This window comes from Polaribacter sp. WD7 (genome assembly GCF_003335085.1).
Taxonomy (GTDB): Bacteria; Bacteroidota; Bacteroidia; order Flavobacteriales; family Flavobacteriaceae; genus Polaribacter.
In genome coordinates, this window is record NZ_QPEJ01000015.1 from 212,550 (window position 1) to 228,182 (window position 15,633).

Sequence of the window (15,633 nt, forward strand, 5' to 3'; positions counted from 1 at the left end):
TGCTAGAGGGTACTGCTATTTCATTAACACATTTTTGTACTTGTTTAATTCTTTTAAAGCAATTCCTGTTCCACGCACAACTGCTCTCAACGGATCTTCAGCAACATAAACAGGTAAGTCTGTTTTTCTAGACAAACGTTTGTCTAAACCTCGTAACATAGAACCTCCGCCTGCTAAGTAAATACCCGTATTATATATGTCTGCGGCTAACTCCGGTGGAGTTTTAGATAGAGTTTCCATAACCGCATCTTCAATTCTTAAAATAGATTTATCTAATGCTTTGGCAATTTCTCTAAAAGAAACTTGAACTTGTTTAGGTTTACCACTTAATAAGTCTCTACCCTGAACCAACATTTCTTCTGGTGGTGTTTCTAAATCTTCTGTAGCAGCTCCAATTTGAATTTTTATTTTTTCTGCAGTAGTTTCTCCAACATGCAAATTGTGTTGTGTACGCATGTAATACATAATGTCACTGGTAAATAAATCACCAGCAACTTTTACAGATTGATCACAAACAATACCTCCTAATGCTATTACGGCAATCTCTGTAGTTCCTCCACCTATATCTATAATCATGTTACCTTTTGGCTCCATAATATCTATGCCAACACCAATCGCAGCAGCCATAGGTTCATAAATTAAATAAATTTCTTTTGCATTCATGTGTTTTGCAGAATCACGAACGGCTCGTTTTTCTACTTCAGTAATTCCAGAAGGAATACAAATTACCATACGTAATGCGGGTGGAAAAAGCTTCTTTTTGATAGAAGGAATTTGCTTTACAAATTCTTTAATCATTTGTTCTGAAGCTTCAAAATCTGCGATAACTCCGTCTTTTAAAGGACGAATTGTCTTGATATTTTCATGGGTTTTTCCTTGCATTAAATTGGCTTCTTTACCAATTGCAATGATATTGCCAGAGATTCTATTTCTTGCAACAATAGACGGACTGTCAATAACCACTTTTCCATTGTGGATTATTAAAGTATTTGCGGTTCCTAAATCAATCGCAATATCTTCCGTCATAAAATCGAAAAAACCCATAAAATATCTTTATTTTGATGTACTCTTACAAACTTACTAAATTTCTGTTTGTGAATTACATATAATTTATTTAATGTTTAAAGTGTCTTGTTCCTGTCATTACCATAGACAAGTCATTTTCATTACAATAATCTATACTTAGTTGATCTTTAATAGAACCTCCTGGTTGTATGACACTTTTAACTCCTGCTTTATCAGCAATTTCTACACAATCGGGGAAAGGGAAAAATGCATCACTAGCCATAACAGCTCCGTTTAAGTCAAAACCAAAAGAATTGGCTTTTTCAATAGCTTGATTTAGTGCGTCAACTCTACTTGTTTGCCCTGTTCCGCCAGCTAACAATTGTTTGTTTTTAACTAAAATTATTGTGTTAGATTTTGTGTTTTTACATAGTTTAGAGGCAAATAACAAATCATCTAACTCACTTTCAGATGGTTTGTGGTTGGTTACATATTTTAAATCTTCTAACTTATCTGTAATGTTATCTTTATCTTGAACCAAAGTTCCGTTTAAACAAGTTCTTACTGTAGTTTTAGGTAATGCAACTTCTTTTTGAACTAAAATAATTCTATTTTTCTTTCCTTTTAAGATGGTTAATGCTTCTTCAGAAAATGAAGGTGCTATAACTACTTCACAAAATAAAGAATGAATCTCATTGGAAGTATCTGCATCAATTTCTGTGTTTGCAATCAAAATACCTCCAAAAGCAGAAACAGGATCACCGGCTAAAGCATCTATATATGCTTTTTTTATAGTATCTCTTTGCGCAAAACCACAAGCATTGTTGTGTTTTAAAATAGCAAAGGTTGGTGCTTCTCCTTTAAACTCCTCAATTAAATTAACGGCTGCATCTACATCTAAAAGATTGTTGTAGCTCAACTCTTTACCATGCAATTTATCAAACATAGCTTCTAAATCTCCGAAAAAGTATCCTTTTTGGTGCGGGTTTTCTCCATATCGTAATACTTTAGAGTTTTGTTCACTGGTTTTTAGAACTACTTCATCCTCATTAAAATAATTGAAAATTGCAGTGTCATAATGAGAGGAAACATTAAAAGATTTAGCAGCAAATTTCTTTCTTTGTGCAAGAGTTGTTTCTCCGTTGTTTTTAGAGATTACTTCTAGGAACTCGTCATATTGCTCCATAGAAGAAACAATAAACGTATCTTTAAAATTTTTAGCAGCAGCTCTAATTAAAGATATTCCACCAATATCTATTTTTTCTACAATATCTTGTTCAGATGCTCCAGAAGCAACTGTTTTTTCAAATGGGTACAAATCAACAATTACTAAATCTATTTGCGGAATGTTGTACTCCGCCAACTCAGCAACATCACCTTCATGGTCTTGTCTGTTTAAAATACCTCCAAAAACTTTTGGGTGTAACGTTTTTACACGACCTCCCAAAATAGATGGATATGACGTAACATCTTCTACAGGAATTACATTTACTCCTAAATCTTTAATAAACCTTTCTGTTCCTCCTGTAGAGTAGATGGTTACGTTTAACTCATTTAATTTTTTCACAATAGGTTCTAAACCATCTTTGTGAAATACCGAAATTAATGCGGATTTAATTGTTTTTGAAGTGCTCATTTCTGTTGTCTTGTTAAGCCTGCAAATTTAATAAAAGCATTCTTTCAAGGCAATAAAAGATAGTAACAAAAAGAGCAAATAGTTAACAACTATTCTACTTGAAATCGGGTTTTAAAATGTTCTACAAGAGTTGAGTAGTCTCTAGGGGTTCTTCGGTCTTGCTTTTTTTGCAAAAACGGTAGCATTTTCAGCAAAATGCTGGAGGGTTGTTTTCTCATAATTTAGGGGTTTAAATAAATAAAAAATAAATAAAAAACTTACTCTGCATTTTCAACAAAGTCTCTAAACCAATGCACGCATCGTTCTAAAAAAGATTGTTTCTTTACTTTAAAGTTTCTAGATAAGTTGCCTGATGCAACCAACGGTGTAGTATGTTCTTTTCTCATTATTTAGGGGGTTAATGATATTAGAATTAAAATATTTATCTTAAACGATGAAACAAATATATAAAAAATCTCTTAAAAAGCAAGAAAATTATAAAATCATTGAAATTTTTTTACAAATATATTCCAGGAGTTCTTCATCTTTTGCTGTAAAAGTGTTTTTAGTATGAGAGTCTATGTCTATTTGCCCAATATTTTCTCCGTTTACAAAAATAGGAATTACAATTTCTGATTTTACCTTCCATCCACATGAAATGTAATTGTCCTGTGCACTTACATCTTGAACCACAAAGTTTTGATTGCTTACGGCTACTTGACCACAAATACCTCTACCAAACGGTATGATAGTGTGTTCTGTTTCCTCTCCTGTATATTGTGCAAGTTTTAATTCTTCTTTATCTCCGTTTTTAAAATAGAATCCTACCCAATCGTAATAAGAAATCTCATTCTCTAAATAATCACAAATGCTTTGTAATTTTTCTGCTGTTGATGAGTTTGAAGCAATAATAATATCAACCTGTTTCTGTAAAATATTTATATTCATTTTGTATATTCGTTATTGTAATTAAGTAGCAAAATTAATCTAAAATATATTGTGAGAAAACATAAAAATATTATCATTTTCTTGATTAAATTTTTTGTGACCTATTTTATATTAGTATCTGTTTATAATTTTTACTTACATAAATCTCAGCAAAAAGAAGGTAGTTTTAAAACATCTTCAATAACAAAAGCAGTTGCAGATCAAACTATAGAAGTCTTAACTTTTTTTGACTACAACGTAAAAGCGATACAAAATGATAAAGAACTTTCTATTCAACTTATTGTTGAAGATAGTTATACGGCACGTGTTATAGAGGGGTGCAACTCAATAAGTATAATTATTTTATTTATAGCTTTTGTTGTGGCCTTTTCGGGTAGTTTACAAGTTACACTAGTTTATGTTCTATTAGGAAGTCTTTTTATTTATATTATAAACGTATTAAGAATTGCCTTTTTAACTGTAATGATTTATAAATATCCGCATAAAGTAGAAATTTTACATGACCTAGTGTTTCCTGCTATTATTTATGGAACAGTTTTTCTACTTTGGATAATTTGGGTTAATAAATTTTCGAATTTTAAAAAATGAATAAGTACGTAAAAATAACATTTTTGGGTATTTTATTTTCTTTATTTCTTATTATAAGAGCTTATGGTAAGGTTGTATTTTATGATCCTTTAGCGGTTTATTTTAAAAACGATTACCTGCATACCTCTTTACCAAAAATAGATACTTGGCATTTGTTAATGCACATGTTATACAGGTATATATTAAATTCTTTGGTATCTCTAGGCATTATTTGGGTTGTTTTTCAAAAAAAAGAATACCTAAAGTTTTCTATAGTTTTTTTTACAATAGCATTTATTATTTTGATAGCGGCTTTTGTATTCTTATTAAGAAATAATTTTGCAGATGGATATTTACTACCATTTTATGTCAGAAGATTTATCATACACCCTTTGTTTTTGTTGCTGTTGTTACCGGCGTTCTATTACCAAAGGCTTAGTAAAGAATAATTTAACATCATTTTAAATTTTCAAAGTGTACATTTGTAATGTGAAACAAGTTTTTGTAAAAATAACGTCAATTATACTTGCACTGTTTGTGTTGTTTTCTACTTTTTCTTTTACAGTAGAAAAGCATTACTGTGGTGATTTTTTGATGGACGTTTCTTTTACAGGTGATGCAGATGATTGCACAACAGTAATGAAAGCATCAAAAAGTAAATGTTGTAAAGATGAAGTGTACCAAATAGAAGGTCAAGATGAATTGCAGCAGTTTACCTCTCATAATTTTGATTTTGAGAAAACACAGTTTTTAGTCGCTTTTTACATCTCTTATCAAGATTTATTTGTTGTAGATGAGTCAGATAAGGTCATTCATATAGATTTTCCTCCACCAGATATACCTAAAAACTTTCAGGTATTACACCAATCATTTTTAATCTGATTTAATTTTTTAACATAGAACAAGCATCATTTTTAGATGCCAAAAAAATCATGTTTTTAAATTAAATCTAAAACGTAATGAAAAAATATTTAGTAAGCAGTTTTCTTCTGCTTGCTCCGCTACTTAATTTTTCTCAAACATCCTTAAAAGGGATGATTATGGATAGAGAAAACCCTAAAGATAATTTAGGTGTAGAAGGTGCAACTGTACACTGGTTAAACACTAGTGTAAGTGCCATTACAAATGCAAAAGGATGGTTTGTAATCTCTTACAAGCCAGAATATAAAAATCTAATAGTTAGTTATTTGGGTTTTAAAACAGATACAATTGCTATAAATGAGGCAAAGCCCATTCACTATTTTTTAACTCCAGAAAGTGAGTTAGAAGAAGTAACGGTTAGAGCCGAAAAGAAAAGTACGTTTCGCTCAACCTTAACAACAGCAAATGTATTTACTGTAAACTCTGAAGAATTGTTAAAAGCTGCTTGCTGTAATTTAGCAGAAAGTTTTGAAACAAATCCGTCTATAGATATTAGTTTTTCTGATGCTTTAACGGGTACAAGACAAATTGAAATGTTAGGGTTAACGAGTCCGTATTTATTAATTACCCAAGAAAATATACCTTCGGTAAGAGGTGCGAGTCAAGTTTTTGGGCTCACATTTACACCAGGCACATGGGTAGAAAGTATTCAAATTAGTAAAGGAGCAGGTTCTGTTGTTAACGGATTTGAAAGTATTTCTGGACAAATAAATGCAGAATTGGTAAAGCCCTTTTCTGATAATAAATTCTTTGTAAACACCTACTCTTCTGTAAACGGAAGGCTAGAATTAAATACTCATTTTAACCAAAATGTATCAGACAAATGGCAAACAGGTTTGTATATTCATGGTAACCATAGAGGACAAAAATTTGATAGAAACGGAGATAACTTTTTAGATATACCTTTAGCAAATCAAATAAACGTTATGAACCGTTGGCAATTTACAGATGCAGAAAAAGGTTGGGTAAGTTTTCTAAATTTTCGTTTTCTGAATGATGAAAAGCAAACAGGAGAATTAAATTTTAATCCAGATATAGATCGCGGTACACAAAATAGTTGGGGTAGTGAAATTGAAACCAAGCGTTTTGATGCTTCTGCAAAGTTAGGTTATGTTTTTCCTGAGTTGCCATACCAAAGTATAGGTTTTCAAATGGCATATAGTAATCATCAACAAGACTCTTATTTCGGATTAAGAACTTATGACATTCAGCACGAGAGTGTATATTCTAATCTAATTTTCAATTCGATAATAGGGGATACTAGAAGCAAATTTAAAACAGGACTTAGTTTTACTTTAGATGTATACGATGAACTTGTAGATGTGCGTACTTTTAAAAGAAAAGAACAATCTTTAGGGGCCTTTTTTGAATATGCTTATGATAATTTAGATAATTTTAGCATAACGGCTGGTATTCGTGTAGATACACATAATTTATTAGGTAATTTTATTACGCCACGTTTGCATTTGAGATATGTACCTTGGAAAAACGGCGTACTTAGAACTTCTATAGGAAGAGGTAAACGAAGTGCTAATATTTTTGCAGAAAATCAGCAATTATTTGCGAGTTCTAGACAAATTAGTATAGATGATGTTGGGGGTAATATTTACGGATTAAACCCTGAAATAGCATGGAATTACGGGATTTCTTACATGCAAAAATTTAAGATTTTTGATAGGAGAGGAGATATTACTTTTGATTTTTATCAAACAGATTTTCAAAATCAAATTGTTGTAGATTGGGAAAATCCTCAAGAAATTTCCTTTTACGATCTAGATGGTAAAAGTAGTGCAAGTAGTTTTCAAGCAGAAGTGAGTTATAATATAGCAAAACGATTTAATTTAAGAACAGCATTTAAATATTTTGATGTTTCTACAGATTTTAAAAGTGGAAATTTACAAAAACCTATTCAGCCAAGAACTCGTTTTTTCGCAAACCTGTCTTATGAAACAGAAATTAAAGATAATGGACAACAATGGAGGTTTGATACAACGTTTAATATTATAGGTACACAACGATTGCCTGATACAAGTTCAAATACAACTCAGTATCAATTGCCTGAGTTTTCAAGTACTTATCAATTATTAAATGCGCAAGTAACTAAAGTATTTTCCAAACGCTTTGAAATTTATGTTGGTGGAGAAAATATAACAAATGTACAGCAGGAAAACCCTATTATAGGTAGCGATAATCCTTTTGGTGCAAATTTTGATACCACAATAGTGTATGCTCCTATTTTTGGACGTGCTGTTTATTTAGGATTACGATTTAAAGTAAAATAACGCACTCAGAGATAAATAGTATCAATAATTAACAAAATGTGTCATGTAAATTAAATTTAGTAGAAGAGGATATGTTTTCCTACTTCTTTTTAATTTTAAAATTACTTGAAGACACGTTAAAACATAAAAAAATGAAAAAAAACATAATAGGAATAGTATTGTTGTGTATTGCGTTTTCAATACAAGCGCAAGACGTAAAAAAGAAAAGAAATGCTAAAGTTACTTTTGAAGTAGACGGAGTTTGTGGTATGTGTAAAAAAAGAATAGAAACAGCAGCCCTAAAAACAAAAGGTGTAAAATTTGCGCTTTGGAATCCTGCAACACATCAACTAAACTTAATTATAGATGAACATAAAACTGAAGTAAACAAGGTACAGAAGAACATTACAGAAGTTGGTCATGATATAGTTCTAACCAAAGAGAAAAAGATAATAGCACCAGCAAAGGCATACAATGCGGTGCATCCTTGTTGTAAATATAGAGAAGAAAAAGTGATACAAGACCACAAAGAAACTAAAAACGACTAAGCATTACATAAATTAAAGTGCTACATAATCTAAGGTTATAATTTTAGAGATTTTTTATTTTTATAGTGATGAAACAAATATTTAATATTGATGGAATGACCTGTCAAGGGTGCAGGTCTTCTGTAGAAAATGCCTTAAATACTTTTGATAAAGTAACTAATGCAATTGTAGATTTAGATAAAAAAGAAGCTATTGTAGCGTCAGAGTCAAAAATTTCTAAATCAGAAATACAAACAATTATTGGTAAAAAATATACAGTTTCAGAAAAAACAACTGTTCATTCAGGTTTACCTGATGCAGAAGAAAAATCTACGCTAAAACAACTTTACCCATTATTTTTAATTTTTGGGTTCATTACCACAGCATCTATTTTAATACATACAAACCCATGGAGTATTTCTGAGTTTATGTTGACTTTTATGGGGTTGTTTTACGTAGTTTTTAGTTTTTTTAAATTGTTAGATATTAAAGGTTTTGCAACAAGTTTTGCAATGTATGATCCTGTTGCTAAAAAAATATATAAATACGGTCTAATTTATCCATTTATAGAATTATGTTTAGGTGTTTTCTTTCTGATGAGAATTCAAACATCAGTAGCCTTAGTTTTTACTTTAATTATTTTAGGAATTACAACAATAGGCGTAACAAAATCTTTGATAAATAAACAGGCAATACAATGCGCTTGTTTAGGATCTGTGCTTAATTTACCAATGACAAAAGCAACTTTTATAGAAAATACAATTATGATTGTAATGGCAGTTTTTATGTTGATTGATATGTTCTAATTGTATATAATATAATTACAAAAAAAATCCGATTGAAACTTCAATCGGATTTTTTTTAATAGTAATTTTTTTGATAAAAAATATCACTTATCAATAGTGTTGATTTACATCATCCCTGGCATTCCACCACCCATTGGAGGCATTCCGCCACCAGCAGGAGCATCTTCTTTAATGTCAACTAAAGCACATTCTGTAGTTAAAATCATACCAGCAACAGAGGCTGCATTTTCTAAAGCGACTCTAGTTACTTTTTTAGGATCTATAATTCCGGCATCTAGCATATCTACGTAATTGTCAGATTTAGCATCATAACCAAAATCTTTTTTACCTTCTAATACTTTGTTGATTACAACAGAGCCTTCACCACCTGCATTTTCTACGATAGTTCTTAGAGGTGCTTCAATAGCTTTGTTTACAATTTGTACACCTGTAGTTTCGTCTAAATTATCTGTAGCTAATTTTTCTAACACTTTTTTAGCTCTAACCAAAGCAACACCACCACCAGCAACAATACCTTCTTCTACAGCTGCTCTTGTAGCGTGTAAAGCATCGTCAACTCTATCTTTCTTTTCTTTCATTTCTACTTCAGAAGCAGCACCAACATATAAAACAGCAACACCGCCAGCTAATTTAGCCAAACGTTCTTGTAGTTTTTCTTTATCGTAGTCAGAAGTTGTTGTTTCTATTTGAGATTTAATTTGGTTTACTCTAGCTTTAATAGCTTCTGCATCACCAGAACCATTTACAATTGTAGTGTTGTCTTTATCTATAGTTACCGTTTCTGCAGTACCTAATAAATCTAAAGTTGCATTTTCTAAAGAAAATCCTCTTTCTTCAGAAATTACAGTACCGCCTGTTAAAATAGCAATGTCTTCTAACATCGCTTTTCTTCTATCTCCAAAACCAGGAGCTTTAACAGCAGCAATTTTTAATCCACCTCTTAATTTGTTTACTACTAAAGTAGCTAAGGCTTGTCCATCAACGTCTTCAGCAATAATTAATAAAGGTCTGCTAGATTGAGCAACAGGTTCTAAAATTGGAAGAATTTCTTGTAAGTTAGAAATCTTTTTGTCAAATAATAAAATGTAAGGATTTTCTAAATCAGCAATCATTTTATCAGCATCAGTTACAAAGTAAGGAGATAAATATCCTCTATCAAACTGCATACCTTCTACAACATCTACATACGTATCTGTTCCTTTAGCTTCTTCTACAGTAATAACTCCTTCTTTACCTACTTTACCAAAAGCAGTGGCAATTAAATCTCCTATAACAGCATCGTTATTTGCAGAAATAGAGGCAACTTGTTGAATTTTATCAGAAGAATTACCAACTTTTTGAGTTTGCTTTTCTAAGTCAGATACTATAGCTTCAACAGCTTTGTCAATTCCGCGTTTCAAATCCATAGGGTTTGCACCTGCCGCTACATTTTTTAACCCTTCTTTTACGATAGCCTGAGCTAAAACAGTTGCAGTTGTTGTTCCGTCTCCAGCTAAGTCATTTGTTTTAGAGGCTACTTCTTTAACCATTTGAGCTCCCATGTTTTCAAGCTCGTTTTCTAACTCAACTTCTTTTGCAACAGAAACACCATCTTTGGTTACTGTTGGAGCACCAAAAGATTTAGAAATAATTACATTTCTTCCTTTTGGTCCTAAAGTTACTTTTACAGCATTTGCTAAAGCGTCTACACCACGTTTTAAACCATCTCTAGCTTCTATATCAAATTTTATATCTTTTGCCATTTTTTTAAATTTTGCATTTAGCTTGTAGCACTTGGCTGTTCGCTAAAAAGATTTTACTAATTTTTGTTTTTCTTGCTAAGGCAAATCGCCAAAAGCAAATCGATTTTTTTAAATAATTGCTAAAATATCAGATTCTCGCATCATTAAATAATCTGTACCTTCTAACTTTAAATCTGTTCCACCGTATTTGCTATATAAAACGGTATCTCCAACTTTAACGGTTAAAGGCTCATCTTTTTTACCATTACCAACGGCAACAACAGTTCCTTTTTGCGGTTTTTCTTTGGCATTATCAGGGATAATGATTCCTGAAGCTGTTTTTGTTTCTGCTGGGGCAGGTTCTACAAGAACTCTGTCTGCTAAAGGTTTAATGTTTACACTCATTTTTATATAAATTTTGATTTAATAAATTAATTTTCTTCAACTAATTTGACAGAAATTATGCCATGTGCAAAAAACTGACAATTTTTCTTTGGATTATTTTCTAATTGAATTTAAAGCAAAAAAAAATGCCAACGTGTCATTTTCGTTGGCATTTTTGGTATTGTATTTTTTACTTAGATACTATCGTTAGTTGTTAAAGGAGTAGTATCTTCAACAGGTGCAGAAGTTTCTACACCTTCTAAAGTGTTGTCTAATTTAAAATTGTTTTCACCGTCTCTAGGAATGGCAAAATTTGCTAATAAAATTAAAGCAAACATAGCTATGGCTAAGGTCCATGTAGTTCTGTCTAAAAAGTTATTTGTGTTTTGTACACCACCCAAAGACTGAGCGCCACCACCAAAAGAAGAAGATAATCCTCCTCCTTTAGGATTTTGAACCATAACTATTAAGATTAGAGCGATAGCTACAATCAAAATTAAGATTAAAAATGCTGTATAACTCATAATTTATTTTTTTGTAAAATTTGTACTCTTTTAATTTGGTCTGCAAAGAAACCACTTTTTTCTGGATATTTCAAACTTAAAATTCTGTAGGCCTGTACTGCACTTTCATATTTTTTTTGTTCTAAATACACTTTAGCCAACGTTTCTGTCATTAATGCAGCGTCTTGTTTGTTTTCTTTTATAGGTATTGTAATATTTTTACCCTTCGGAAGCGATTCTATCTTAGGGTTTTCTTCTATAAATCTATTAATGAGCGCTACTTTTTTAGATGTCGGTTTTATAGTTTTTGTTACTAATTTTTCTGTTTTTGATCTTTCAATAGGTTTTTTGGTAGATAACTTTAACCATTCATTAAAAGAGTAACTTTCTGTTGAATTAAAAGAAATAGGTGTTCCTAATTGAAGCTTTTTAGTTTCTTGGGTGCTTTGGTTTATAATTTTAGCATTGTCATCAGTTTTGGTGTGGCTTACTTTTTCTGCAGCAAAAGTGTTTTTTGTTTCTGCTAAGATTTTGTTTGAAATCTGTTTATGAATGCCCTCTTTTTGTGCGTTAAAATTGTTAGAAGTGATAAAATCAAAAAGTACTGTTCTGTCTGATGTATAGGCAGCAGTTAACTTTAATTCGTTGTTATATTTAAAGCTGTCTTTGTTTTTTAATCCTTTTAAATACAGTGCTCTAGCAGCTTGAAAATATGGAAATTTTTCTACAATAGATTTTAATTCTACCGTATCTATGTGCCCGATAGTTTCTTGGTGTTTTAAAATTGATGTAAATCTGTCTGTATTCAAAATATATTTGGTTACCAGCCTCCAACAGAAGCATTAAAAATATCTTGCGTAATTCTTTCTAAAATCTCATCTAGAGCAGCCTCTAAAACCCCACCAGACAATTGAGCATTGGCAGCAAAATCTGAATAAAAAGAGAATTGTTGTTCAAAATCTTTCTTTTCGTCTTTCTTATTTTCATACCTAACATTAACAGTTATTGTAAGTCTGTTTTGTGATGCGGTTTGGTTAGAATTTGCACTCATTGGTGTAACTCTATAACCTGTAATTTCTCCACTAAAATACAAATCTCCGTTAGATTTGGTTAGCGTTAAATTAGTTTGTCTTAAAAATAAATCTTGTAAATCTTGTGTAAAACGCTGGCTAAGAATAGGCTCTATTAAAGAAGCTTGATTAGGGAAAAAATCTACCTGAAGCGTTTTTGCGTCACCTGTACTTCCTCCTGTAAAAGAATATACCCCACAACCTACTAATACAAGTGAACTTATTGTAAAAAAACTGATAAATAATATTCTTTTCATGTGATTATAAATCATACTGTTTAATTTTTCTATATAAGGTTCTCTCTGAAATACCTAATTCTTTAGCGGCCAACTTTCGTTTGTTGTTATTTTTTTCTAATGATTTTTTAATCATTTCTATTTCTTTGTCTTGTAAAGATAACGATTCATCTTCTTCAATTGTCTCAATAAAATCGTACTCTTTTTCTGTAGAAGAGTTTTGAGGTATATTTAAAACTTCTACATTGGTTTTCTCAGTATCTTGGTTGCCATATATTTTTTCTATCAACCTATGATGTTCTTCTTGTACTTCTTCTATATTGCCGTTTTTCATCAAATCTAAAGTCAATTTTTTTAGATCGTTGATGTCATTACGCATATCAAACAAGATTTTATACATGATATCTCGTTCTGAAGAAAAATCATTTTCTTTTTTGTTACCGCCAACAATGGCAGGTAAATTACCGTTGTTGTCAGGTAAATATTGTTTTAGTTTTAGTGCTGTAATTGTTCTTTCTTCTTCGATAACTGAAATTTGTTCTGCTAAGTTTTTTAACTGACGTATATTTCCTGGAAAAGAATAATTCAATAATATATTTACAGCATTGTCATCTAAGCGTATTGAAGGCATTCTGTATTTTTGAGCAAAATCTGATGCAAATTTTCTAAATAGTAGATGAATGTCTTGGTTACGATCTCTTAGTGCTGGTAAACTTATTTCTACAGTACTTAATCTGTAATACAAATCTTCTCTAAACTTTTCTTTTTCAATTGCATACTGCATGTTAACATTTGTAGCTGCAACAATTCTAACATTGGTTTTTAATACTTTAGAAGAACCCACTTTAATAAATTCTCCGTTTTCCAAAACACGAAGTAAACGCACTTGGGTAGTTAATGGTAATTCGCCAACTTCATCTAAAAAAATGGTTCCGCCATCAGCAACTTCAAAATATCCTTTTCTGTCTTGTGTTGCTCCTGTAAATGCTCCTTTTTCGTGTCCAAATAATTCACTGTCTATGGTTCCTTCAGGAATAGCACCGCAGTTTACAGCAATGTATTTTGCATGTTTTCTATGTGATAATGAGTGTATAATTTTTGGAATACTTTCTTTACCAACTCCACTTTCTCCAGTAACTAAAACAGAAATATCAGTAGGAGCAACTCTTACTGCTTTTTCTAAGGCTCTGTTTAGGTGGATATCGTTTCCTATAATACCAAAACGTTGTTTTAAAGCTTGTAAATTTTCCATAGTCTATTTCTCTATATATTCAGAAACTCCTTTTTCAAGTTTTCCTGTAAGCCATTGCCGATTTAGTTTTAATAACATTTTATTACTTTTGGTAAAACTAATTTTTGCAGTAGCTTTTCCTGCTTTTAATTCATTTTCTAGTGTAACACATTGGTATAGCATATGTAAAATATCATTATCAAGTGTTGCAATTATTTTTCCGTGTTTTACGGTTCCTCCAGAATAATTAGCGGTTACGATATTGTCTTCTTGTTGATAGTTAAAAACAGTATCTGCATTTACTTTTCCATTTTTAGAGTTTTCTACTAAGTAAAAAGTTTTATTATGAAAATTAAACACACTCATTTTTAATTATTATCAGAATATCCTACTGCGGTTCCAATCAATGTAGCAGAAGTACAGTCTTCTACTTTAACATTTACAAAATCGCCTAATTTGTAATGTTCTTTAGGAAAAACAATTACGGTGTTTTGTGTGTTTCTCCCTTTCCATTGGTTAGAGTTTTTCTTAGAAGTTCCTTCAATTAAAACTTCTTCAGTTTTTCCTAAATGCTGTTTTGTTCTGTATAAAGCATGTTTTTGTTGCAAATCGATAACTTCTGTTAAACGACGTTTTTTAACATCCGCAGGCACATCATCTTCCATTTTTTTACCAGCCAAAGTTCCTGGTCTTTCAGAGTAAGCAAACATAAAACCAAAGTCGTATTTTACATATTCCATCAACTCTAAAGTATCTTTATGGTCTTGTTCTGTTTCGCCACAAAACCCAACAATCATGTCTTGAGACAAAGCCATTTCTGGAATAATTTTAAAAATAGTATCCACCAACTCCATATACTCTTCACGCGTATGTTGTCTGTTCATGGCTTTTAACATAGCGTTACTTCCGCTTTGTACAGGTAAGTGTATGTATTTGCAAATATTTTTGTGTTTAGCCATAGTGTGTATAACATCTAAACTCATGTCTTGAGGATTAGAGGTAGAAAAACGAAAACGAGTTTTTGGAAATTCAGTAGCACACATGTCTAACAATTGAGCAAAATCTACTGCCGTGGCTTGAGCCATTTCTGACGCTTTGTTGAAATCTTTTTTCAAACCACCTCCATACCATAAAAAACTATCTACGTTTTGACCTAAAAGTGTAATTTCTTTATAGTTTTTAGCAACCATTTGACGAATCTCTTCTAAAATACTTTTTGGGTCTCTACTTCGCTCACGTCCACGGGTAAAAGGAACTACACAAAATGTACACATATTATCGCAACCCCTTGTAATAGATACAAATGCAGAAACCCCATTAGAATTTAAACGAACAGGTGCAATATCTCCGTAGGTTTCTTCTTTGGACAAAATAACATTAACGGCATCTTTACCCTCATTTACTTCTTCTAGTAAATTAGGTAAATCTTTATAAGCATCTGGACCCACAACTAGGTCTACAATTTTTTCTTCTTCTAAAAACTTTTCTTTCAAGCGTTCTGCCATACAACCTAAAACGCCAACTTTCATTTTTTTATTAACTTGTTTTACAGCATTGTACTTTTGCAATCTTTTACGAACCGTAGTTTCTGCTTTTTCTCGAATAGAGCAAGTATTTACCAAAACCAAATCTGCTTCTTCTAAAACTTGGGTAGTATTGTATCCTTGCTTGTCTAAAATAGCAGCAACAATTTCACTATCATTCATATTCATTTGACAGCCATAACTTTCTATGAATAGTTTTTTAGTATTTTCTTTTTTATTTTCGGTTACAAGGGCTTTACCTTGTATTTTTTCGTCAATAATTTTTTCTACGTGTTCCATCTTTCAATTTATCAT

Annotated in this window: 18 protein-coding genes; 6 read left to right on the forward strand and 12 right to left on the reverse strand. The window is 31.4% G+C overall.

Translation table 11 applies throughout. From position 1 onward, the window contains the following. Positions 1–15: 15 nt before the first annotated feature. The 4 genes from DUT90_RS03525 to DUT90_RS03535 all read right to left on the reverse strand — a co-directional run bounded on the left by DUT90_RS03525 (position 16) and on the right by DUT90_RS03535 (position 3,568). Positions 16–1,044, reverse strand: a complete 1,029-nt coding sequence (locus DUT90_RS03525) for a rod shape-determining protein (protein ID WP_114425427.1) — start codon at positions 1,042–1,044, stop codon at positions 16–18. A 70-nt stretch (positions 1,045–1,114) separates the two neighbouring features. After that, positions 1,115–2,641, reverse strand: a complete 1,527-nt coding sequence (gene purH, locus DUT90_RS03530; RefSeq protein WP_114425429.1) for a bifunctional phosphoribosylaminoimidazolecarboxamide formyltransferase/IMP cyclohydrolase — start codon at positions 2,639–2,641, stop codon at positions 1,115–1,117. Between the two features lie 257 nt (positions 2,642–2,898). Beyond that, positions 2,899–3,027 (reverse strand): hypothetical protein, encoded by a 129-nt coding sequence (locus DUT90_RS13470; RefSeq protein WP_258848492.1) that lies wholly within the window; start codon positions 3,025–3,027, stop codon positions 2,899–2,901. 88 nt (positions 3,028–3,115) lie between these two features. Then, complete coding sequence (locus tag DUT90_RS03535; protein WP_114425430.1) at positions 3,116–3,568, reverse strand: GAF domain-containing protein; 453 nt, start codon at positions 3,566–3,568, stop codon at positions 3,116–3,118. A 51-nt stretch (positions 3,569–3,619) separates the two neighbouring features. On the opposite strand from DUT90_RS03535, the gene xrtF reads away from it, so the two are divergent. The 6 genes from xrtF to DUT90_RS03565 all read left to right on the forward strand — a co-directional run bounded on the left by xrtF (position 3,620) and on the right by DUT90_RS03565 (position 8,650). Beyond that, on the forward strand, positions 3,620–4,156 hold the full coding sequence (gene xrtF / locus DUT90_RS03540) for an exosortase family protein XrtF (protein ID WP_114425432.1): 537 nt from the start codon (positions 3,620–3,622) through the stop codon (positions 4,154–4,156). Beyond that, entirely contained in the window at positions 4,153–4,584 is a 432-nt protein-coding gene (locus tag DUT90_RS03545) for an exosortase F system-associated membrane protein (RefSeq protein ID WP_114425434.1), read from the forward strand. The genes xrtF and DUT90_RS03545 overlap by 4 nt, the downstream gene beginning before the upstream one ends. 40 nt (positions 4,585–4,624) lie before the next feature. Continuing rightward, positions 4,625–5,017 carry an HYC_CC_PP family protein gene (locus tag DUT90_RS03550; RefSeq protein ID WP_258848493.1) on the forward strand — a complete coding sequence of 131 codons (393 nt, stop codon included), beginning with the start codon at positions 4,625–4,627 and terminating at the stop codon, positions 5,015–5,017. 77 nt (positions 5,018–5,094) lie between these two features. Further along, entirely contained in the window at positions 5,095–7,338 is a 2,244-nt protein-coding gene (locus DUT90_RS03555) for a TonB-dependent receptor domain-containing protein (RefSeq protein ID WP_114425436.1), read from the forward strand. Positions 7,339–7,469: 131 nt separating this feature from the next. Next, positions 7,470–7,865 carry a heavy-metal-associated domain-containing protein gene (locus tag DUT90_RS03560; RefSeq protein ID WP_114425646.1) on the forward strand — a complete coding sequence of 132 codons (396 nt, stop codon included), beginning with the start codon at positions 7,470–7,472 and terminating at the stop codon, positions 7,863–7,865. 68 nt (positions 7,866–7,933) lie between these two features. Further along, complete coding sequence (locus DUT90_RS03565) at positions 7,934–8,650, forward strand: heavy-metal-associated domain-containing protein (protein WP_114425438.1); 717 nt, start codon at positions 7,934–7,936, stop codon at positions 8,648–8,650. A 104-nt stretch (positions 8,651–8,754) separates the two neighbouring features. Here DUT90_RS03565 and groL read toward each other — a convergent pair whose 3' ends face one another. The 8 genes from groL to miaB form a co-directional block, all read right to left on the reverse strand. Further along, positions 8,755–10,392: a chaperonin GroEL gene (gene groL, locus DUT90_RS03570; RefSeq protein ID WP_114425440.1), complete on the reverse strand. Its 1,638-nt coding sequence runs from the start codon at positions 10,390–10,392 to the stop codon at positions 8,755–8,757. 108 nt (positions 10,393–10,500) lie between these two features. Then, positions 10,501–10,776, reverse strand: a complete 276-nt coding sequence (groES, locus tag DUT90_RS03575; protein ID WP_109405488.1) for a co-chaperone GroES — start codon at positions 10,774–10,776, stop codon at positions 10,501–10,503. Positions 10,777–10,949: 173 nt separating this feature from the next. Then, the gene (gene secG / locus DUT90_RS03580; RefSeq protein WP_114425442.1) at positions 10,950–11,279 is read right to left on the reverse strand and encodes a preprotein translocase subunit SecG; all 330 of its coding nucleotides are present in this window, start codon (positions 11,277–11,279) and stop codon (positions 10,950–10,952) included. Further along, a complete protein-coding gene (locus DUT90_RS03585; RefSeq protein ID WP_114425444.1) occupies positions 11,276–12,067 on the reverse strand; it encodes a hypothetical protein in 792 nt (263 codons plus the stop codon). The genes secG and DUT90_RS03585 overlap by 4 nt, the downstream gene beginning before the upstream one ends. Before the next feature lie 11 nt (positions 12,068–12,078). Beyond that, on the reverse strand, positions 12,079–12,585 hold the full coding sequence (locus DUT90_RS03590) for an LptE family protein (RefSeq protein WP_114425648.1): 507 nt from the start codon (positions 12,583–12,585) through the stop codon (positions 12,079–12,081). 4 nt (positions 12,586–12,589) lie between these two features. Then, entirely contained in the window at positions 12,590–13,816 is a 1,227-nt protein-coding gene (locus DUT90_RS03595) for a sigma 54-interacting transcriptional regulator (protein ID WP_114425446.1), read from the reverse strand. A gap of 3 nt (positions 13,817–13,819) precedes the next feature. Further along, a complete protein-coding gene (locus tag DUT90_RS03600; RefSeq protein ID WP_114425448.1) occupies positions 13,820–14,161 on the reverse strand; it encodes a hypothetical protein in 342 nt (113 codons plus the stop codon). Positions 14,162–14,163: 2 nt separating this feature from the next. Beyond that, positions 14,164–15,618 carry a tRNA (N6-isopentenyl adenosine(37)-C2)-methylthiotransferase MiaB gene (gene miaB, locus DUT90_RS03605; protein WP_114425450.1) on the reverse strand — a complete coding sequence of 485 codons (1,455 nt, stop codon included), beginning with the start codon at positions 15,616–15,618 and terminating at the stop codon, positions 14,164–14,166. Positions 15,619–15,633 lie beyond the last annotated feature (15 nt).

Bases quoted from the DNA above. Each gene is read 5' to 3' on its own strand.
- purH (WP_114425429.1), bottom strand. From the start codon at position 2,641: ATGAGCACTTCAAAAACAATTAAATCCGCATTAATTTCGGTATTTCAC.
- DUT90_RS03535 (WP_114425430.1), bottom strand. From the start codon at position 3,568: ATGAATATAAATATTTTACAGAAACAGGTTGATATTATTATTGCTTCA.
- DUT90_RS03565 (WP_114425438.1), top strand. From the start codon at position 7,934: ATGAAACAAATATTTAATATTGATGGAATGACCTGTCAAGGGTGCAGG.
- DUT90_RS03555 (WP_114425436.1), top strand. From the start codon at position 5,095: ATGAAAAAATATTTAGTAAGCAGTTTTCTTCTGCTTGCTCCGCTACTT.
- DUT90_RS03525 (WP_114425427.1), bottom strand. From the start codon at position 1,044: ATGGGTTTTTTCGATTTTATGACGGAAGATATTGCGATTGATTTAGGA.
- DUT90_RS03560 (WP_114425646.1), top strand. From the start codon at position 7,470: ATGAAAAAAAACATAATAGGAATAGTATTGTTGTGTATTGCGTTTTCA.
- secG (WP_114425442.1), bottom strand. From the start codon at position 11,279: ATGAGTTATACAGCATTTTTAATCTTAATTTTGATTGTAGCTATCGCT.
- miaB (WP_114425450.1), bottom strand. From the start codon at position 15,618: ATGGAACACGTAGAAAAAATTATTGACGAAAAAATACAAGGTAAAGCC.
- groL (WP_114425440.1), bottom strand. From the start codon at position 10,392: ATGGCAAAAGATATAAAATTTGATATAGAAGCTAGAGATGGTTTAAAA.
- DUT90_RS03545 (WP_114425434.1), top strand. From the start codon at position 4,153: ATGAATAAGTACGTAAAAATAACATTTTTGGGTATTTTATTTTCTTTA.
- DUT90_RS03595 (WP_114425446.1), bottom strand. From the start codon at position 13,816: ATGGAAAATTTACAAGCTTTAAAACAACGTTTTGGTATTATAGGAAAC.
- groES (WP_109405488.1), bottom strand. From the start codon at position 10,776: ATGAGTGTAAACATTAAACCTTTAGCAGACAGAGTTCTTGTAGAACCT.
- DUT90_RS03600 (WP_114425448.1), bottom strand. From the start codon at position 14,161: ATGAGTGTGTTTAATTTTCATAATAAAACTTTTTACTTAGTAGAAAAC.
- DUT90_RS03590 (WP_114425648.1), bottom strand. From the start codon at position 12,585: ATGAAAAGAATATTATTTATCAGTTTTTTTACAATAAGTTCACTTGTA.
- DUT90_RS13470 (WP_258848492.1), bottom strand. From the start codon at position 3,027: ATGAGAAAAGAACATACTACACCGTTGGTTGCATCAGGCAACTTATCT.